The following is an 18,357-nucleotide window of genomic DNA, read 5'->3' as shown; positions in this document are numbered from 1 at the left end:
TGGCGCGATCGCCACCCACAATATCTGGGGATTGCCTGAGAGGGGCGATCGCTCCCTAAGCTCCAATGCTCAATTTCCCTCGTTTGCTAATTTCAGCACAGCCGCAGCGGTAGACTGAGCAACCCGAAAGTTGAGTGCATTTAGTTGGTCAAGAATAGGCGCGATCGACTCTACATGCCCTAACTGTTTTGCTTTTAGAAGCACGCCCAATGTACCTGTAAATGCGAGGTCAAGTTGACGAGCGTAATTTCTAGCAAGGGCATCGTCCAAGATAACCAAAGCATCTGGCATCATAAGGGCTAAACTCAAGACTTCGCGTTCACCTTTACCAATATTAGGAAGATCTGGCACCAAAATTGGTTCAGAGACCTGACGCAAAGTTATCCAGGAAAGAGAATCTGGATCGGGGAGAAGGACACCTTGCGATCGACCTTCAGCCAGTTCATCTGCAACAGCTTGGGGCATGATGATTTGCCCATACAAGGCTGGCAGCAGGTTGAGAAAATTGGTTTGGTGGAGGTATTGAATGGGAGAGGTGTCAGTAATGACTTCAGACACTGGCAAGATCCTCTGCCAGTTCTGCCTCCGTCAGGTGAAAGGTCTCAACGCCATAGTCAGCCAACCTGGACAAGAAGACGGTTCGCGGGATGCCCGCCAGGTTTGCAGCCGCACCGGAAGACAACCGACCGAGTTCATAGAGTTTGACAGCCGCAATGAGGAGCATCTCGCGGCTGAGGTTTTCAGGGGCAACTTGGAGGGCTTCAACAGTTTCTTCTGAAATCGATAGGGTGATGGTGTACATGGATGATTCCCTGGCAAACTCCCTTTGAACCCTAGCATAGCGTTATGAGCGGCTGCCGGAGAATTCAGATCAGTTGCTAAGGGTTGAGCAGTTCAATCAGTCCTGCCAAAGCGGAAGCGATCGCCCCTCCGCAACAGACCTCTGAGGTTTTGACAACCTTAGAGGTCTAGAGCCTGAAGAGATGGCAAGGATATAATCGATCGCAAGCCCTATTCAGACCTTGCCGGAGGAGTTGGTGTCAGAGGAAATCATCAAGCTCTTTTACTCTTATTCGCGCAAAGATCTGGATATGCGGAATGCGTTAGAAGATCACCTAGCTGCTCTCAGAGAAGCAAACAGAATTCAGACCTGGCACGATCTTGAGCTGGAAGCGGGAACAGAGTGGGAGCCAGCCATCCTCAACAAGCTCAATACGGCAGATATTATTTTGCTCTTGGTGAGTCGCAACTTTATTGCCTCTAAATACTGCTACGGCACAGAACTGAAGCGGGCGATCGCACGGCACAATGAGGGAACAGCGCGAGTGATTCCGATCATTCTCAGCTCATGCGATTGGAATCAGCCCTATGTGCCCTTTAGTAAGTTAAATGTTCTCCCCACTCATGCTAAACCCATTAAGAGCTGGGCAGATCCAGATGATGCATTCACGATCGTGGCTCAAAAAATCCGAGAAACGGTAGATCAGCTAATAGCCAAAAAACAGGCTGAGCAACAGGCTTTGGGACAGGAAAGACTGCGCCAAGAGCAACTGAGACAACAGCAGGCAGCAGAGGCAGAGAGGTCAGAGCAGCAAGAACTGGAGCGACAGCGGCTCGCCGCCGATGACCTGAAATCCGATCGCAGCATCGACTACAAGCCATTACGAGATCTGCTGAAGACAGGTAAGTGGAAAGAGGCAGACGAGGAAACGGCGAAGCGGATGTTGGAAGTCGCGGGGCGACAAGGCTGGCTGCGAGTCGAAGATATCCAGCAGTTTCCCTGTACTGATCTCCGCACTATCGATCAACTCTGGGTGAAGTATGGCGATGGTAAGTTTGGCTTCAGCGTCCAGAAGAAAATTTGGCAAAGGTGCGGTAGCCCACAAGAGGACAATAAACAGTGGAAGAAGTTTGGAGTAGAGGTGGGATGGCGATCGAGAGGAATAATGGGTATGGGGTCGAGTTGGATCAGATACAGTGATGTAACTTTTGACACCTCTGCCCCAGAGGGTCACCTCCCGTTGTGGGCTAATGTTGGGAATGATGGGGTTTTGTTTGGGTTTTGTTTGGGTGGAAGGCTGGCGTGGGTAGGGTGTAGGGTGGTGGGATACCTCTTCTCGCGCACAGACTTGTAGGCTTTAGCACGAGCCAGTCCTAGGCATTTCTGAAGATTTGTAACTACGCTTCTTTTACACGTCAATCCTCCTTTTCAGCGTTCGCGTAGCGTGTCTTGACTCTCCGATACCTGGCACTGCTCTCTTTTTTCTACCCTGGCGAAAATTCTGGTATATCCAATTTGGCACTCATAAATTCTGGATTCAAGCAGTTTGCCAAAATGAAGGTTCGGGCGACGGCTTGAATCTCGCCACTAGCTCACATATGGCAATATCTCTCGACACTGCGATCGCGTTAGGCGAAACTTGCTACTGTTGCAGCGCATAATGATCCCCCCTAACCCCCCTTAAAAAAGGGGGGAACCGAGCTGAAATTCTCAAAATTCTCCCTTCTATACTCAAAATCCCCCTTTTACACTTAAAGTCCCCCTTTTTAAGGGGGATTTAGGGGGATCATCTCCCAAAGTTGCCGACACACATCCTCAAAATTGTCCATCACCTGATCATTGGTGAACCGTACAACTCTCAACCCATAGCCTTCTAAAACTCGCGATCGCTCTTCATCATAGGCTTGACCTTCCTCCGTAAAGTGACCTGCACCATCCACCTCGATCACAAGTTTCAAGGCTGCGCAATAGAAGTCCACAATAAATCGATCGATGGGGCGTTGACGCAATACTCGTAGTGGAAAAGTTCTAAGACAGCTTTGCCAGAGTTTTTTCTCTGCAGGGGTAGGGTTTTGACGCAATTCTTTTGCTTTAGCAATCAGTTGAGGATGATAAGGAAGATGAAAGTTAGCGATGTTGGGGTTTTGCATAGAGTCCCTTCACTCTTTGTTGAAAAGCTAGTGCTGTTAGAATTCCATCCGATCCCCCCTACCCCCCCTTAAAAAAGGGGGGAACCGAGCTGCAATACTCAGAATTCCCCTTTTTGCAACTAAAATTCCCTCTTTTACACTCAGAACCCCCTCTTTACACTCAAAGTTCCCCTTCTTAAGGGGGATTTAGGGGGATCATTCCCAAGACTCCTATACAACCTAGGTTCACAGAAACCTCAAACTTCAGTCTAAAAGATGATCCGAGAAGCACTAAATTCCCTGCAACTTGAAAAAATGCCCAATTAAATAGAGCGATCCACAAAGAACGATCGCCGATTCAGCTTGCCTATCTAACGCAGCCGCATTCAACCCCGCCAGTACATCTGGGTAAATCTCACAATGCTTCAGATTAGGACAAACTTCCTGTGCCAAAGTCGCCAGCTTTTCCAAATCCACAGGCAAATGCTCCGGTACAGGCACCAAGTAAAGAAAATCTCCTGGACGCAGCAGTGCGGCAAAGACATCGGCATGATCTTTGTTGGCGATCATGCCCATCACCCAATGAACTGAAGCTTTGCCCTGCCGATCGAGATACTCCCGCAACACCTCAGCCCCCGCTGGATTATGTGCGCCATCAATCAGAATCTTTTGCCCTTGCCAGTCATACCATTGCAGCCGACCTGCCCAGCGCGTTTTCGCCATGCCTGCCGCAATCTGCGCCTCTGAGATCGACCAGCCTTGGGCTTGCAAGATCTGAAGCGTGGCGATCGCCACCGCCGAGTTAATGAGCTGATGCGCTCCTAACAGCGGTAGCGGATACCGGATTGTCTCTGAGCCGCTGCCGTACTCAGCCCAGCCCTCATCTGCCTCCTGCGAAGGCTGCACCCAAACGGCAGGACAGTCCAATTCTGCGAGGCGCTGATGCAGCATGGTGGCAGCGATCGGCGGCTGGGGTGCAATCACTGCCGGACAGCCCGGTTTCAAAATTCCTGCTTTCTCGTAGGCAATTTTGTCTAGCGTTGGACCGAGCCGCTGCCAGTGCTCAAGGCTAAGGGAGGTGATGACGCTGACGAGAGGGCGATCGCACACATTCGTGGCATCTAGCCGACCGCCCAAACCCACCTCCATCACGGCAATATCTATCTGCTGTTGGGCAAAGTACAGCCAAGCCGCCGCCGTGATCACCTCAAATTGAGTGGGGGAAGAATGGTTGGGATCGATCGCTCCAATCACCTTTTGCAGCAGCTCCTCTAGCTCAACGGCAGCAATATCTTGACCGTTCAGGTTGATTCGCTCACACCAGCTCACCAGATGGGGCGAGGTGTAGCGTCCCACCCGATAGCCCGCCTCCGCCAGCACAGACGACAGGTAGGCGCAAACCGAGCCTTTGCCGTTGCTCCCGGCAACATGCAGAATTGGCACCTGGCGCTGCGGATTACCCAACGCCTCTAGAAGCCGTGTGATGCGCTCTAGACCTAGCTCTACGCCGAAATGGGTAAAGCGATCGAGCAAATCATCCACGCCCGTCAAGACAGGATTTTTAGAGGCATCGGGCAGGTTCACCATGCTACAAGTTCACTAGGCTACAAGTTCACCAAGCTACAGGTTCAAGTCCGTCACGGCTCCCAAGCTGCTCGAAGAAACCAGCTTGGCGTATTTTGCCAACACACCTCGATTGTAGCGAGGCTGCGGCGGCTGCCACTGGGCACGGCGTTGAGACAGCTCTGCATCAGGCACATTGAGCTGGAGCAGACGGGCATCGGCATCGATCGTCACAGAATCTCCTTCTTGCACAAGGGCGATCGTTCCTCCCACAAAGGCTTCGGGGGCAACGTGCCCTACCACCATGCCGTAGGTGCCGCCTGAGAAACGTCCGTCTGTAATGAGTCCCACGGAGTCGCCCAGCCCCGCGCCGATAATTGCCGAAGTGGGAGCCAGCATTTCCCGCATTCCGGGGCCGCCTTTAGGGCCTTCGTAGCGGATCACCAACACATCTCCGGCTTTGATCCGTCCAGCGAGAATGGCATCTAGACAGGCTTCTTCCGATTCAAACACCCGTGCAGGACCCGTGATCTTGCGGATCTTGATGCCCGTCAGCTTGGCAACAGAGCCTTCTTCGGCAAGGTTGCCCCGCAGAATGCCCAAGTGCCCTTGAGGATACATGGGGTTGCTCCAGGGGCGAATTACGTCCTGGTCGGCAGAGGGCTGCTCTGGTACAGGCGCCAGCAGTTCGGCGATCGTCTGTCCTGTAATCGTCAGCGCATCGCCATGCAGCAAGCCATGCGCCAACAGCATTTTCATCACCTGGGGAATGCCGCCCGCTTTATGCAAATCAGTTGCCACATAGCGTCCAGAAGGCTTTAGGTCACACAAAACCGGAACTCTGGCTCGAATGGTTTCAAAGTCGTCCAGCGTCAGGGGTACGCCGACAGAATGGGCGATCGCCAGCAGGTGCAAGACAGCGTTTGTCGAGCCTCCCACCGCCATGATCACCGAAATGGCATTCTCAAACGCCTTGCGGGTAATGATGTCTCGCGGCAAGATCTGCTTGCGAATTGCATCCACCAGCACCTCGCCCGATTTTGCTGCGCTGATGGTTTTCTCCTCATCTTCTGCCGCCATCGTCGAAGAATACATCAGGCTCATGCCCATTGCCTCAAAGGCAGAGGACATGGTATTTGCCGTGAACATGCCGCCGCAGGAACCCGCCCCCGGACAGGCGTTTTGCTCAACGGCAGTCAGCTCCGTTTCATCAATTTTGCCCGCGCTGAACTGACCGACTGCCTCAAAGGAACTCACCACCGTCAGGTCACGCCCATTGTAATGTCCTGGCTTGATGGTGCCGCCGTACACGAAGATTGCCGGAATGTTCATTCGCGCCATGGCAATCATTGCCCCCGGCATGTTTTTGTCGCAACCGCCGATCGCCAGTACGCCATCCATGCTCTGTCCGGTGCAAGCCGTCTCGATCGAGTCAGCAATCACATCCCGCGACACCAGGGAGAACTTCATGCCCTCAGTGCCCATCGAGATACCGTCGCTGATGGTGATGGTGCCAAACATTTGCGGCATTCCTCCCGCTGCTCGGACGCTGGCTTCTGCCCGTTTTGCCAGTCCATCAATGCCCATGTTGCAAGGCGTAATCGTGCTGTAGCCGTTGGCAATGCCGACGATAGGCTTGGTAAAGTCTTCATCCCGGAACCCGACGGCTCTAAGCATGGCTCGGTTGGGCGATCGTTGTACGCCTTGAGTCACCGCTCGGCTCTTGAGATTTTCAGACTTGTTCGACCCATCAGACCGATCAGACATGAGTGTTCCTTCCTATCGCGCTAAACTCACCATTCTTGGCAGGGGATGCTATTCATTATTCTGCGATCGCGCCCCCTTCTCACCTTACAATTTAATCTTCTCAGAATCCGATCGCTCAAACTCAAGTAATGTTTGCAGCCTATTGCCTGCTCTACCTATTGCCTGCTCTATTTGTGAGAAGACCTGCCTCTGAATACCTTGAAGTAAATATCTTGAAGGTTTATCCATCCACAACTCTAAGATGAATACACATCAAGAGCAATTCTCTTAATCTAGGGCAATCTAAGCTCACATCAGATTTTTCGCTGCAATCGCGATTGCGGCAGTTCTGGATTAGCCATCGTTACCCATCCTGAATCAGTCGTTCACCCAAAGAGTTGACAACCCATGTATGTTGAGGAGCTGCTAAGCCGCTATGCCGCAGGAGAAAGAGAGTTTCAAGAGATCGCTTTAGTCGGCGTCAACTTAAGCGGCAAAGACTTAAGGGGCATTAGCTTTCGCCGAGCCGACTTAAGCCAAGCTATTTTGAGAGGGGCAGATTTAAGTTCGGCAAACTTGCGTGAGGCGAAGCTCGTAGGCACAGATCTAAGCCAATCGACCTTGGTGGAAATCAACCTCATTAGCGCTGATTTAAGTCATGCCAATCTCTATGAATCAGATCTCAGTCGGGCTGGACTGCGTAGCGCTCGGTTAATTGCTGCTAATCTGAATCGCGCCCATCTGCCAGAAGCAAATCTGGGCGAGGCGAACTTTAGTCAAGCAAACCTGTATGAAGCCAACCTCAGCTATGCCAGCCTCCACCGCGCTAAGCTAATCGGCGCAGATCTGACTAGAGCTATTTTAGAAGGGGTAAATCTCTCCAACGCCATCATGACGGGTGCTATTCTAGAGGGCGCAAATTTGATGGGTGCCGTCATTCATGGTACCAACCTAGAAGCAGCCGATCTGCGGGAAGCAGACTTAAGCCGTGCGCGAATCATCAGCTCTAGTCTAGTGAATGCCAACTTGGGGCGAGTCAACGGCAGAAACGTTAACTTAAGCTGGACTTCTCTACGGGGCGCAAATCTGCGGCGGGCAAACCTCTATCGGGCAAACTTAAGCTGGGCAAACCTGAGCGAGTGCGACTTGAGCGAAGCCGTTTTGATTAGCGCCAACATTAACCAAACGAACTTAAGCAAAGCGGATTTGACGGGGACAATCATGCCCAGCGGCGCAACTCACGAGTAGTTGAGTCATAGCCTCAAAGTGTAATGATTTTCTGTTGCTGGGGTTTTGCCCCAGCAACAGAAAATCATTACACGAGTACAAGCTATAAAAATGGGTTGCCTGGGATTCGAACCCAGGACCGATCGGTTAAAAGCCGAGTGCTCTACCACTGAGCTAGCAACCCAAAGCATTTAGTCAGGCTGAATCAATCAGACCGAATATCAAGTTAACACATGAAACGCCTCCTGTGATAAAAACGGCAGAAGAAATTCTTTGAGCTTTTTAATCAGCGATCGTTCAAGCCTATTCTTTTGCCTAATTTTGGCAATTTTTGCCTAATTTCGGTGGTTATTGTTGTAATGCACCAGCGCCCCTGCCCATTGCAGCTTTTCCCGCAGGGTTTGGTAGTACGAGTAGTTCTCTCGCAGCAAGATAAACTCAGCCGATCGCTCGGCAGTGCGAATATCCACCCGCTGTCCGGGCCAGATGGCAGTTGCCAGCACCCCATCCATCCACAGCTTTGTGTTTAGCTCTTGATCGGCAAGGGGCCAGATGCTGACGACTGAACCGGGCGGCAAGACGATCGGGCGGCTAGAAAGGCTGAGGGGGCAGATGGGGGTAATAATCAGGGCATCCATGCCGGGATGGACGATCGGGCCGCTTGCCGACATGGTGTAGCAGGTAGAGCCTGTGGGGGTTGCCACCAGCAAACCGTCGCCTTGATATTGATCTACGACCTCTCCGTCAATCTCCATTTCCAGAAACGAGGTGATCATGCGATCGGCTGAGGCGGGCTTGATGCACATTTCGTTGAGCGCCAGGTAGCGATCGCTCATCGGCTCCCGGTTCTCCCGAATGCCCTCAAACGTCATGGCTTGTAGCATCATCCGGCGCTGAATGGCAAAACGATCTTCGGCTAGGCGATCCCATACCTGCTGGGAATCTTTTAGAGCTTCGGCTGGCTCCGTCAAAAAGCCCAAATGTCCGCCCACATTCACGGCCAGAATCGGAATGCCCTCTGGTGCCAGATGCCGCGCTGCTGCTAATGCCGTGCCGTCTCCCCCCAACACCAGCGCAAAGTCGATTGGCTCATGCACCGAAGCCAGAAAAACCGGGTAAGGGTTGTCTTTTGCTCCGCTAGGTCCCAGCAGAACTCGACAGTTGCGGCTTTCTAGCTCTGTGGCATATTGCTCAGCGCAGCGACGGCTGTGAGCGTCCCCTGCTTTGTGAATGATGATGACTTGATTGAGGTTCACAGTTGAGAGGGTGGAGGACAAGAAAATAGTAAGGAGATGTCCGATCGCCAGACTTCTTACTACCATTTCACACCTAAATGTTACAAAGTTGCCACAGTTATAAAGTTGCCACAGTTATAAAGTTGCCACAAATAAAATGTCTGGAAAGGGCACGCTTAAGTTAACCGCTAACGCGATCGCTACCTTCAAGCTAGTTCATCGCTTCAGATGCAAGAATTGAGATCAATGCGATCGTCTCCTGTCGCTGTCCTTAAGCCGCCTGTCTATGAATGCCGAATTAACAGAGCCGCTCCTACAAAGATTTTTGGTCGTGGACGATCATGAAGCAATCCTGGCAGGCACGATCCCGGCACTTCAGGCAAGATACCCTACGGTTGAAATTCTGACGGCAAAACATCGCCAGTCGGCAGAGCAGCAGGTCGCTCTCTATCGTCCTGATTTGGCAATCATCGACCTTAGCTTGCCGGAACTGCCCCATGCTGTTCCCAACACTGAAGTGGGAATTCAGCTATTGCAGGCGTTGATGCATACTCATCCTGCCCCCAATCTCATGGTACTTAGCACCAATATTAAGCCGTTAGTGCGGCTGAAGCCCGCCATTAATGCTTACGAGGGAGGCTTTGCGGCGATCGATAAGTCTCTACCCATTCGGGAAATGTTGAAATATGTGGATTTGGCGCTCAGAGGCTCCATTTATCTTCCCTCAGAGGTGCGATCGCGTCCCGAATTCGATCGCCGCTGGCTGGAGGTGCTGAGACTGAAGTTTCAGGAGGGTCTATCGGAGAAAGCGATCGCAGAACAGATGAAAATTAGCGATCGCACCGTTCGCAATTACTGGATCAGAATTCAGGATGCGCTGAATGTGTATGATCATCCCCATAAGGATCTGCGCGTTCAAATTGAGATTGCTGCTCGAAAAGCAGGTCTGCTGAACTGAGCTGCCTGACTAGCTTGCCTACTGAGTCAAAAATTGTGCAAGTCATTTGGAGAAAATTTAGACAGCAAGCCATCCTTTGGCGGGAAGTGGTTTTGCCCGGTGTTTTGATCGTTGCCTTTGTCGTTCTCGCTCGCTTGACAGGGTTATTGCAAGTTCAAGAGTGGATGGCGCTAGACCTATTCTCTCGACTGTGCCCCGCTGCAACCGCCGAATCGCAGGTCGCGATCGTGGGCATTGATGAAGCTAATCTCAGGGCGGTGGGAGAGTTTCCAGTCTCAGATGAAAAGTTAGCCAGAGTGCTTAGCATTCTCTCTGAATATCAGCCTAGCGTTATTGGTCTTGACCTCTATCGAGATGTGCCTGTCGCGCCGGGACACGATTCACTGATTCAGGCTTTTCAAACGATTCCTAACATTATTGGGGTTGAAACCGCACTGAACTCGCAGGCAAGTATGAATATGCGACCTCCGGCACAGCTGCCGCCCGATCGCGTTGGCTTTACTGATGTAATTGTGGATGACGATGGCAAGCTGCGTCGGATTATCCTCTCCAGTCCAGTCACAGGAGCAAATTCAACACAGGTAAAATATTCGTTTGCTTTCCGTTTGGTGCAGCGATCGCTAGCAGCCCAAGGCATTGACTTTAAGCCCAGCACTCAGCTAGGTTCAGTTCAGCTCCAGCGTTTTCGACCCAATTCAGGCAGCTACATTCAGGCGAACGCCAGCGGCAATCAGCGAATGCTGAATTTCTGCGCTAGTCAAAAGCTGTTCCGTAGCCTTTCCTTAACGGATGTGTTGCAGCGAAACTTTAAGCCCGAATGGGTGCGCGATCGCATCCTCATTATCGGCATGGCGGCTTCCAGCGTTAAAGATATCTTTTTCACTTCAGCATTACGAGAAACGCTCTCGTCCCGTGCATCCGGCAACCCCTTTCCTGCAACCCAACTCATTTATGGAGCAGAGGTTCAAGCCTATGGTGCCGATCAGTTAATGCGCGAGGTGTTAGAACAGCGATCGGCGCTGAGATACTGGGGGGATGGCTGGGAGTATCTTTGGATAATGAGCTGGGGATGCCTGGGTATTGCGCTGGGTCTGGTCTTGCAATCTCCTTGGAAAAGCCTTCTGAACATTGTGATCGCGATCGCGGGTCTGATCGGCGTTTGTTTTCTCGGCTTGCTAATGGGCTGGTGGATTCCAGTCGTGCCCGCTGGAATAGCTTTAGGCAGCGCGGGGCTAGTGACGGCTTTTTTCGATCGCGATCTCAGGTTTGAGCTAGTCCAACGCCGTAAAACAATCGATCGAACTTACGAATCGGTTCATAACGGCCCTTTGCAACACCTTGCCGTGATTTTGAGGGAACTAGGAGAGGACGTTTCATCCCTGCGATTACGGCAAGAGCTGCAATCTTTGAATCAAGAGTTGCGCAGTATTTTTGAACATATGCGCGAGGAGGCATTGACTCGAAGCGATCGCTTTTATCTTAATGACAACCGGATTCTCGATCTGCAAGCTCCTATTGCTGAGCTGCTTTATCAGGTTTATGATCACACGCTGAAGCTAGAAGCTCCTGGATTTGCAGAGATTCAGACCTATATTCCCCCTGATTTTGATATGTTGAAAACCCATCACTTCAGCGCTGAGCAAAAGCGCGGACTCTGCCTCTTTCTGCAAGAGGCACTCTGGAATGTGGGCAAACATGCGATGGGAGCAACTCGGCTAGATGTCATGTGCCTTGTAGAAGCAGAGACTTATGTTCTGCGAATTACTGATAATGGGTTTGGCACTAACTCGACTCACGAAGGTCAGGGAACTCGACAGGCAAAGGCGATCGCTTGGGAATTAAGGGGATACTATCGTCGATATCACAATTCACCTCAAGGGATTAGCTGCGAACTAATTTTTCCTGTAAAAAGAGGCTGGTTTAGATAATTTTATTAAATGTAAAAGTTAGATTTAGGATGACATTAGTTCACCCTTAACTTAGAGACTATCTTTTCCCCCTAAAAGAGTGAGGAGAAATATAGTGGGTATCACAGAGCAACTCTGTAATACCTTTTCTAGTGGGAGTCATTAACTCATGAAACGATTGTTGCTGTTTGGCTTGTCTGCATTTGTGGCAGCAAGCGCTATGATTTCTCCTGCGAATGCTCAGATGACTGGAGTAAACGCTGAATTTCCAGATACATCGGCTGCTTTAGGTATGCAGGTAACGCCTTTTAATCTCGTGTTCTTAGCGTATCAAGGTTTCTTTGAAAGTGAAGGAATTTCGATGGCAGCTAATTTAATCAATGGGTATGATGCAGGTCAAATTACTGCACAGGATTTGGTTGAAGCCGCTATTAAAATGAATCGATTGTCTACAGAAACGCTGAGCGATCGAGGCTATTTATCTGCCGTCACAAGACAGTTGAATGCGCTGAGCGAAGACTCAGACTAGCTCCATTCGCGGCGTTACCCAAAGCATATTCTAGATACCAGCCTAAAAGGATATATTCACAAAAAGGATATATTCACAAAGCGGTTAGTATTTGCGGTGTTTTGGCAGACGCGTCTGGCGAAACGCAAACGACTCAAAATCTGCTGCCTGTGATGCGTGGGTTAGGATTAGTCCTACGATCTTTTACGGTCAATTTCAGCAACGTTCAGACCCTGTTTGATGGATCTGGTGCGTCAGCTGACGAATAAACTCAGATGATGAACAAACTCAGATGCGTCGTTTCGATCGCTTCCTGCAAGAGCTAATTTGGATGTTGGCAGTCCCCATGGGGTAATGATTTTTTGTGGTGTGGGCTTTGCCCACACCACAAAAAATCATTACCCCAATACCACCACCTGGATGTCAACAACACTCCGATCCAGGCGGAGAAAAGTCAACCTGAATCAGTAGAGACAGCATTCCTGTACAAAGAAACGTAGAATTCTTGTGCAGGAATGCTTTTCTAATTTCTTCCTCATTATTTACTCATTAATTGATGCCAAGATTAACGGGTATAAATGCGAGCCTTATCGGGAGCAAAAGATAGTGAACATGCGTTTTGGCTTTATTCTAGGCTTATTTTCTTTGGCGATCGTTAGCTGCACAAGCAATGCTGCTGTAGAACAGTCCAGTAGCCCTGTAGAGCAGATGAGTCCAATTGCTTCGAGTCCTGCATCCTCACCGATCGCCCTTGATTCTGAGTCATCTCAGGTACTGAAGACGGGCATGTTTGCTTCTGGAGAACATCCTACTCAAGGCGCTGTTCGTCTGGTGAGCCAGGATGGTAAGTTTTTTCTAGAGCTGGATCAAGCATTTACAACTTCCAGTAATGGCCCTGATTTAGTCGTTATATTGCACCGCTCTAGCGATGTTTTAGGTTCTACCCAGCCTCCTGCCTTTCCTATTCAAGAGGGAGAGTATGTGGTGCTTGCTCCGTTAGAAAAGTTTAGCGGTGCGCAGCGCTACGCCATTCCTGACACTGTCGATCTGGCAGACTACGCATCTGCGGCGATCTGGTGTCGCCAGTTTAATGCGACGTTCGGTGCCGCATTGCTGCAATAGTGGAAGTGCAAAAATACGCAGTATGGGTGACTTCAAGGACAAATCTGTTCCGAAAGGTGGACTCTCACACTTTCTTAAAGTTAATTTGTCCCTCAATTGAGCAATACTGAATCGAGTAGAAATCCAGTATAAAAGTCTAGCAGCGTGAAGTTTGCGAGAATCTGCCATGACCCTTCCTGCCGTATTTAATCCGTCAACCACTCACTTGAGTTGGAGCGATCGCTATCAGCAAGTCCGATCGTGGAGTGAAAAGATCTGTCAACCTTTGGAGACAGAAGATTATGTGATCCAGACTATGCCGGATGTGAGTCCTCCGAAGTGGCATCTAGCACATACCACCTGGTTTTTTGAAACATTTCTGCTGGTGCCCCATCTCCCAGGCTATGAGGTCTTTCATCCTCGGTATGGCTACTTGTTTAACTCTTACTATGAAACGATCGGACAGCGCCATCCTCGTCCACAGCGAGGTTTGCTTTCTCGTCCGACTGTGCCAGAAGTCTACCAATATCGGGCTTATGTGGATGAAGCCATGAAAGCGCTTTTGAAGGAGATAGGCGATCGTCCAGATCTGAAGCCACTTGTGGAGCTGGGTCTGCACCATGAGCAGCAGCATCAAGAACTATTGCTGACTGACATCAAGCACATTCTTGCCCTCAATCCCCTGCGCCCGACCTACCGAGCTGACTTGCCAGACTCCCCTCCGCCTACTGCCATCACCGATCGCTGGTTAGATTATCCGGGTGGGCTGTATGCGATCGGTCACGATGCAGAGGGTGAAGACTTTGCTTTTGATAATGAAAGTCCGCGTCATTCGGTCTACCTGCAAGATTTTTGGCTGGCGGCTCGGCTGGTGACTAATGGAGAATATCTGGAGTTTATGCAGGCTGGCGGCTATTCTCAGCCAGAATACTGGTTGGCAGAAGGCTGGGCGCTGGTTCAGGCTCAAACCATTCAGGCTCAAACCATTCAGGCTCCTCTTTACTGGGAGTTAATTGAGGGTCACTGGTGGGTTATGACGTTGGCAGGGTTACGTCCTCTTAACGAGCATGAACCCGTTTGCCATGTCAGCTTTTACGAAGCAGATGCCTACGCCCGTTGGGCAGGAAAACGGCTCCCAACGGAGGCAGAATGGGAGGTGGCAGCAGCGCAGGTGCCCCTAAACGGCGACTTTCCAAACGGCAATTTATTGGAAAAGGAACGGCTGCATCCGGCGGCGGCGATCGCTACTACAAGACCCGATCAGCTTTTTGGTGATGTTTGGGAATGGACGCAAAGCGCCTATCTGCCCTATCCCGGCTTTAAACCTGCTGCGGGAGCAGTGGGGGAATACAATGGCAAGTTTATGTGCAATCAAATGGTGCTGCGCGGGGGATCTTGTGTTACCCCTGCTGATCACGTTCGCGTGACCTACCGCAACTTTTTTCCACCTGCGACCCGATGGCAGTTCAGCGGCATTCGCTTAGCGCATTCCTGAGCCTTGCAACTTTAGCCCTTTAAAAAAGCCCCTCAAAAAGTGGTAGTCCCCCAAAGGTAATGATTTTTTATGGTGTGGGCAAAGCCCACACCATAAAAAATCATTACCTGAATACCATCCAAGAAGCAAACAATACCTCACCGCTGAGAACGCGCAAATGACTCTAACTTTTGATCCCATTATTCAGTTCTATGACCTGCAACCGGAAATAGATGACTTTCGTACCTCTGTGTTGCAAGGTTTGACCCAGCCACAGAAGGCGATCGCCCCTCAGTTTCTCTATGACAAGCGCGGCTCAGAACTCTTTGATGCCATTTGCACCTTGGAGGAGTACTATCTCACCCGCACTGAAGTCAGGATTTTGCAAGAGAATGCTGCCGAAATTGCTAAGCTGATTGGCGATGGCGTACTGATTGAGTTTGGCAGCGGCAGTAGTCAGAAGGTGAGGATTCTTTTGAATGCCGCGCCTCAAATCAAAACCTATGTGGCGTTGGATATTTCTAAGCAGCATTTGTGTGAATCCTGCACGAACTTAATGCAGGACTACCGCCAGCTAGAGACGATCGCTATTTGTACTGACTATATGCGATCGCTTCATCTCCCTCATCTTCCCTCTCTGCAAAACCAATACAAAGTTGGGTTCTTTCCCGGTTCCTCGATCGGTAACTTAGAACCGGATGAAGCCCTTACATTCCTTAAAAAAACGGCTGCTATTCTGGAGTCTGGGGGCTTGCTGATTGGCGTAGACCTGAAAAAAAGCAGGGAAATTTTAGAACCTGCCTATGATGACGCTCAAGGTATCTCTGCTGAGTTTGCTTTAAACCTGCTGGCGCGTATTAATAGTGAGCTAGGAGCTGATTTCAATCTGGATCAGTTTAGCTATCAGGCGCACTATAACCCGATCGGTCGAATCGAAATGCACATTGTCAGCCTTAAGGAACAGGTGGTACACCTCGACGGCGTTGAAATTCATTTCTACGAGGGAGAAAGGTTGCGAACGGAATATTCCTACAAGTACACGATCGCAGAATTCCAGACACTTGCTACCCAAGCAGGCTTTCAGCCCAAGTGCGTCTGGACGGACACAGAGCAGCTTTTTAGCGTTCATTACTTAACGTTGTAGCTATTTCAGCATTGCTGATTTCATAGCCAGATCAAGCACTGCCTGATTCTTAATCGCCTAGGCGATTACCTCTAGTTCTACTTACGCTTAAGCCTTTCTTGTTTCTGCTTAAGCGTAAGTTGGTTTTGCTGAAGCATTCATAAGTTTCACTTACGCATTTCCGGCTTTTGCTTAAGCATTGTTGGATATTATTAGAGCGTTTATCGATCTCGCTGAAGTATTCATAAGTTTCGCTTAAGCGTTTCTGGCTTTTGCTTGAGCGTCTGCGGCTTTTACTTAAGCATTTGCAGCTTTTGCTGAAATATTGACCTTAGCTCGACTTTATCCAATTTTAAGGTAAGACCTTATCTAACTCTAACGGAATACCTGGAACATAGACGATCGATTGCACCCTACGCAATTAATACCAATTTGAATAGGAACCGCGACAGATCCCGGTACGGGCTTGGCAATGCCAAGCCCCTTCTGAGGTTCGATGTGCCCACAAATTCGTTTAAATCGGTATAGCTTCTGATTGTTTTTCTACAAATTAACAAGATGTAGGGTGCGTTGCGATCGAGTAAACGCACCGTCAAGATTCGTACCGCCCATTCTTCCTGTCATTGTTGCCACTCCCAGTCTGACTGATAGATCCCCTGGTTTATAAATCGATGCACCGTCGAAAATTTCCATTCTGTGGGTTTTTGGCATAGTTGATGCCGCACGGGATTGTAGTGAATATAGTTGCAACGCCTCGTTACATAGGTTTTTATTAAACGCAGACGGGTTGATAGATCGTGGTCATCGGGTAGCAAGGTCAACAGACAGTGGAAATGTTCCGGTAATACGACAAAGGCATCGATCTGGAAGGGATGCTTTTCTCTCACTTGGTTGATGGCGGTGCGTAAGGAGTGGCGAGCAATGTCACGACACAACCCAGGATAGCGTTGATAGGTGATTTGAGTGATGAAGTAGGTTCCGCCACTCCCGGTCTTCGATAATTGGACATGAGGACTTCTACGCGCGAGGGATGGCGTTAGAATTCCCATAAAAATGGTGCGTTTACTATGCAGCAACGCACCCTACTGAACTGCTTTGAGTGAACTTTTATTTAGCTTGACAACTTAGGATTTCTTGGTAAGCAATGTAAGTAATTCTTTAATGATAGTGCTAACATCATCTTTCGATATATCAAGGCTACTTTCAGAATTTCCCTCCACTGAAACAGGTGCATTAATGAATTTAGATATGATTTGTCCTCTGGTTGAAATATCTGATTCAGCACCTTTATAAGCAACATAAAAACGTCTTACTGCAAGATCATCTTGTTGTGCCCGCAGCATTTCTTGATAGTTGTTACGATAAAGGCTAGCTGCATATCGCAGTAATGCCAAAAAGAAAGATGAAACAATAAGACTCAGTCCAAGTCGCTTTAAAACCTCTGCTGTTTGAGCCTCAGATTTTCCTAGAGATTCATTAACATCTATCATCAAATTATTTAATTTTCCCAAAGAAGCTTTTAGGTTTGGAATAGCTGCTTGCTGCTTATCTAGAAAAAGCGAAAGCCTGAAATTTAAATCTTCTAGAGCCTTATGATATCCTTTGTCGTTATCATCTTGTGAAGTAAAGTTATTTTTTGTTTCTTTAAGTTGATTAGAAAAAGCTACAATATCTCCCGTTTCTCTAAGCTCACTAATCAACACTTTTACCCTTTCTGCAATATTCTGATTTGGTTCACTAGTTTTTGTACTTTCCAAATCAGCAATTGATTTTCCGATAATCTCTTTAAAAGTAGCATTGTCATAATAGGCTGGAAGCAGTAAGTTAATGTCACGAGAGATTTGTGCTGTCTCAGTGTTTATTTGAGCAAGGGTACGTGGAGTTCCAGCAGCTTCTTCGTTGAGAAGAACATACCCAAAAAAAACTACAACGGCAGAGAGAATAATACCAATAAAAACAGTGGTTTGAAGAAATGTTCGCGATGATTTCTCAAAATGTTTTCGTCGGTCTTCAATGTTATGCAACATATATGGAATATAGTCCAACCCATGCTCAGCATCTTTTTCCCCTTTAGGAAGGGTTGTCCGCAGAGCAGTTAAAAAGCTCTCAGAATTAAGAATTTTTTCCACTGCTTGCTTGAGAGTAGAAGCATTCTCTACTTCTAAATCAACTTCGGTTGTTTTTGGGGAGAATGGTAGAACTTGAAATACAAGCCATAAAGCCACCATCGTTGGCAGCATACGCTGGAGAAAATATAGTGGAGCTACGAGTAAGTTGCTAAAATCAAAAAATGGAAAAAAGCTCAATGGTAGTCGAGATATTAAACTTGATATTAAACTTGCAACGAGATCGAGGATAGCAAATAGAGCAACAAAGTTACGAAGAATACGTTCACTTTTTTCTGTCAAAAAACCCCGGCGTTTAATATATCGGATTGCATAAATTAAAGCTCCGTAAGACAGAAGAGAAAGAGCAATTGGCAGAAAAATAAAAATGATTATTGGAACAAGATTATCCATAAATGTCATCCTCTTTAAAGTCCTTTTTCATTAGACCTGTCCGAAATATAAATAGTGGTAAAGAAAGATGGTAGAACGGAGTTTTA

The 18,357-nt window shown here is 48.9% G+C and carries 15 protein-coding genes, 1 tRNA gene and 1 pseudogene; 8 read left to right on the top strand and 9 right to left on the bottom strand.

Annotation, left to right across the window (positions count from 1 at the left end; all coding sequences use genetic code 11):
- Window positions 1-69 precede the first annotated feature (69 nt).
- Both AC5JMP_RS00515 and AC5JMP_RS00510 read right to left on the bottom strand, forming a co-directional pair.
- Window positions 70-558: a PIN domain-containing protein gene (locus AC5JMP_RS00515; protein ID WP_495849457.1), complete on the bottom strand. Its 489-nt coding sequence runs from the start codon at window positions 556-558 to the stop codon at window positions 70-72.
- Complete coding sequence (locus tag AC5JMP_RS00510; RefSeq protein ID WP_495849456.1) at window positions 551-802, bottom strand: UPF0175 family protein; 252 nt, start codon at window positions 800-802, stop codon at window positions 551-553. The genes AC5JMP_RS00515 and AC5JMP_RS00510 overlap by 8 nt, the downstream gene beginning before the upstream one ends.
- Before the next feature lie 235 nt (window positions 803-1,037).
- Here AC5JMP_RS00510 and AC5JMP_RS00505 point away from each other — a divergent pair, with 235 nt between their 5' ends.
- Window positions 1,038-2,135, top strand: coding sequence for a GUN4 domain-containing protein (locus AC5JMP_RS00505; RefSeq protein WP_495849455.1), 1,098 nt, complete (start codon window positions 1,038-1,040; stop codon window positions 2,133-2,135).
- 412 nt (window positions 2,136-2,547) lie between these two features.
- On the opposite strand, the gene AC5JMP_RS00500 is transcribed toward AC5JMP_RS00505, so the two are convergent.
- The 3 genes from AC5JMP_RS00500 to ilvD all read right to left on the bottom strand — a co-directional run bounded on the left by AC5JMP_RS00500 (window position 2,548) and on the right by ilvD (window position 6,240).
- Window positions 2,548-2,931 (bottom strand): endonuclease domain-containing protein, encoded by a 384-nt coding sequence (locus tag AC5JMP_RS00500; protein WP_495849454.1) that lies wholly within the window; start codon window positions 2,929-2,931, stop codon window positions 2,548-2,550.
- 270 nt (window positions 2,932-3,201) lie between these two features.
- Complete coding sequence (locus AC5JMP_RS00495; protein ID WP_495849453.1) at window positions 3,202-4,497, bottom strand: bifunctional folylpolyglutamate synthase/dihydrofolate synthase; 1,296 nt, start codon at window positions 4,495-4,497, stop codon at window positions 3,202-3,204.
- 33 nt (window positions 4,498-4,530) lie between these two features.
- Window positions 4,531-6,240 (bottom strand): dihydroxy-acid dehydratase, encoded by a 1,710-nt coding sequence (gene ilvD, locus AC5JMP_RS00490; RefSeq protein WP_495849452.1) that lies wholly within the window; start codon window positions 6,238-6,240, stop codon window positions 4,531-4,533.
- Window positions 6,241-6,627: 387 nt separating this feature from the next.
- Between ilvD and AC5JMP_RS00485 the strand changes: the two genes are divergently transcribed.
- Window positions 6,628-7,467: a pentapeptide repeat-containing protein gene (locus AC5JMP_RS00485; RefSeq protein WP_495849451.1), complete on the top strand. Its 840-nt coding sequence runs from the start codon at window positions 6,628-6,630 to the stop codon at window positions 7,465-7,467.
- Window positions 7,468-7,558: 91 nt separating this feature from the next.
- Here the strand turns inward: AC5JMP_RS00485 and AC5JMP_RS00480 are convergent.
- Both AC5JMP_RS00480 and AC5JMP_RS00475 read right to left on the bottom strand, forming a co-directional pair.
- Window positions 7,559-7,630, bottom strand: a tRNA-Lys gene (locus tag AC5JMP_RS00480).
- A gap of 151 nt (window positions 7,631-7,781) precedes the next feature.
- Complete coding sequence (locus tag AC5JMP_RS00475) at window positions 7,782-8,702, bottom strand: NAD(+) kinase (RefSeq protein WP_495849524.1); 921 nt, start codon at window positions 8,700-8,702, stop codon at window positions 7,782-7,784.
- 265 nt (window positions 8,703-8,967) lie between these two features.
- Here AC5JMP_RS00475 and AC5JMP_RS00470 point away from each other — a divergent pair, with 265 nt between their 5' ends.
- From AC5JMP_RS00470 to egtD, 6 genes are all read left to right on the top strand, one after another.
- Window positions 8,968-9,639, top strand: a complete 672-nt coding sequence (locus AC5JMP_RS00470) for a response regulator transcription factor (protein ID WP_495849450.1) — start codon at window positions 8,968-8,970, stop codon at window positions 9,637-9,639.
- A 35-nt stretch (window positions 9,640-9,674) separates the two neighbouring features.
- Window positions 9,675-11,567 (top strand): sensor histidine kinase, encoded by a 1,893-nt coding sequence (locus AC5JMP_RS00465; protein WP_495849449.1) that lies wholly within the window; start codon window positions 9,675-9,677, stop codon window positions 11,565-11,567.
- Between the two features lie 148 nt (window positions 11,568-11,715).
- Window positions 11,716-12,075 carry a hypothetical protein gene (locus tag AC5JMP_RS00460; RefSeq protein WP_495849448.1) on the top strand — a complete coding sequence of 120 codons (360 nt, stop codon included), beginning with the start codon at window positions 11,716-11,718 and terminating at the stop codon, window positions 12,073-12,075.
- 591 nt (window positions 12,076-12,666) lie between these two features.
- Entirely contained in the window at window positions 12,667-13,176 is a 510-nt protein-coding gene (locus tag AC5JMP_RS00455; protein WP_495849523.1) for a DM13 domain-containing protein, read from the top strand.
- A gap of 166 nt (window positions 13,177-13,342) precedes the next feature.
- Entirely contained in the window at window positions 13,343-14,650 is a 1,308-nt protein-coding gene (gene egtB, locus AC5JMP_RS00450) for an ergothioneine biosynthesis protein EgtB (protein ID WP_495849447.1), read from the top strand.
- A gap of 157 nt (window positions 14,651-14,807) precedes the next feature.
- Window positions 14,808-15,773 (top strand): L-histidine N(alpha)-methyltransferase, encoded by a 966-nt coding sequence (gene egtD / locus AC5JMP_RS00445; protein WP_495849446.1) that lies wholly within the window; start codon window positions 14,808-14,810, stop codon window positions 15,771-15,773.
- A gap of 599 nt (window positions 15,774-16,372) precedes the next feature.
- Here egtD and AC5JMP_RS00440 read toward each other — a convergent pair.
- Together AC5JMP_RS00440 and AC5JMP_RS00435 are read right to left on the bottom strand one after the other, a co-directional pair.
- Window positions 16,373-16,761 (bottom strand): annotated as a pseudogene (locus tag AC5JMP_RS00440) (REP-associated tyrosine transposase).
- 115 nt (window positions 16,762-16,876) lie between these two features.
- On the bottom strand, window positions 16,877-18,271 hold the full coding sequence (locus AC5JMP_RS00435; RefSeq protein WP_495849445.1) for a hypothetical protein: 1,395 nt from the start codon (window positions 18,269-18,271) through the stop codon (window positions 16,877-16,879).
- Window positions 18,272-18,357: the final 86 nt, after the last annotated feature.

The organism is Drouetiella sp., from assembly GCF_059504425.1.
This window is presented reverse-complemented; position numbering and strand designations above follow the sequence as displayed.

Bases quoted from the DNA above. Each gene is read 5' to 3' on its own strand.
- AC5JMP_RS00510 (WP_495849456.1), bottom strand. From the start codon at position 802: ATGTACACCATCACCCTATCGATTTCAGAAGAAACTGTTGAAGCCCTC.
- AC5JMP_RS00500 (WP_495849454.1), bottom strand. From the start codon at position 2,931: ATGCAAAACCCCAACATCGCTAACTTTCATCTTCCTTATCATCCTCAA.
- AC5JMP_RS00495 (WP_495849453.1), bottom strand. From the start codon at position 4,497: ATGGTGAACCTGCCCGATGCCTCTAAAAATCCTGTCTTGACGGGCGTG.
- ilvD (WP_495849452.1), bottom strand. From the start codon at position 6,240: ATGTCTGATCGGTCTGATGGGTCGAACAAGTCTGAAAATCTCAAGAGC.
- AC5JMP_RS00485 (WP_495849451.1), top strand. From the start codon at position 6,628: ATGTATGTTGAGGAGCTGCTAAGCCGCTATGCCGCAGGAGAAAGAGAG.
- AC5JMP_RS00470 (WP_495849450.1), top strand. From the start codon at position 8,968: ATGAATGCCGAATTAACAGAGCCGCTCCTACAAAGATTTTTGGTCGTG.
- AC5JMP_RS00460 (WP_495849448.1), top strand. From the start codon at position 11,716: ATGAAACGATTGTTGCTGTTTGGCTTGTCTGCATTTGTGGCAGCAAGC.
- AC5JMP_RS00455 (WP_495849523.1), top strand. From the start codon at position 12,667: ATGCGTTTTGGCTTTATTCTAGGCTTATTTTCTTTGGCGATCGTTAGC.
- egtB (WP_495849447.1), top strand. From the start codon at position 13,343: ATGACCCTTCCTGCCGTATTTAATCCGTCAACCACTCACTTGAGTTGG.
- egtD (WP_495849446.1), top strand. From the start codon at position 14,808: ATGACTCTAACTTTTGATCCCATTATTCAGTTCTATGACCTGCAACCG.
- AC5JMP_RS00435 (WP_495849445.1), bottom strand. From the start codon at position 18,271: ATGGATAATCTTGTTCCAATAATCATTTTTATTTTTCTGCCAATTGCT.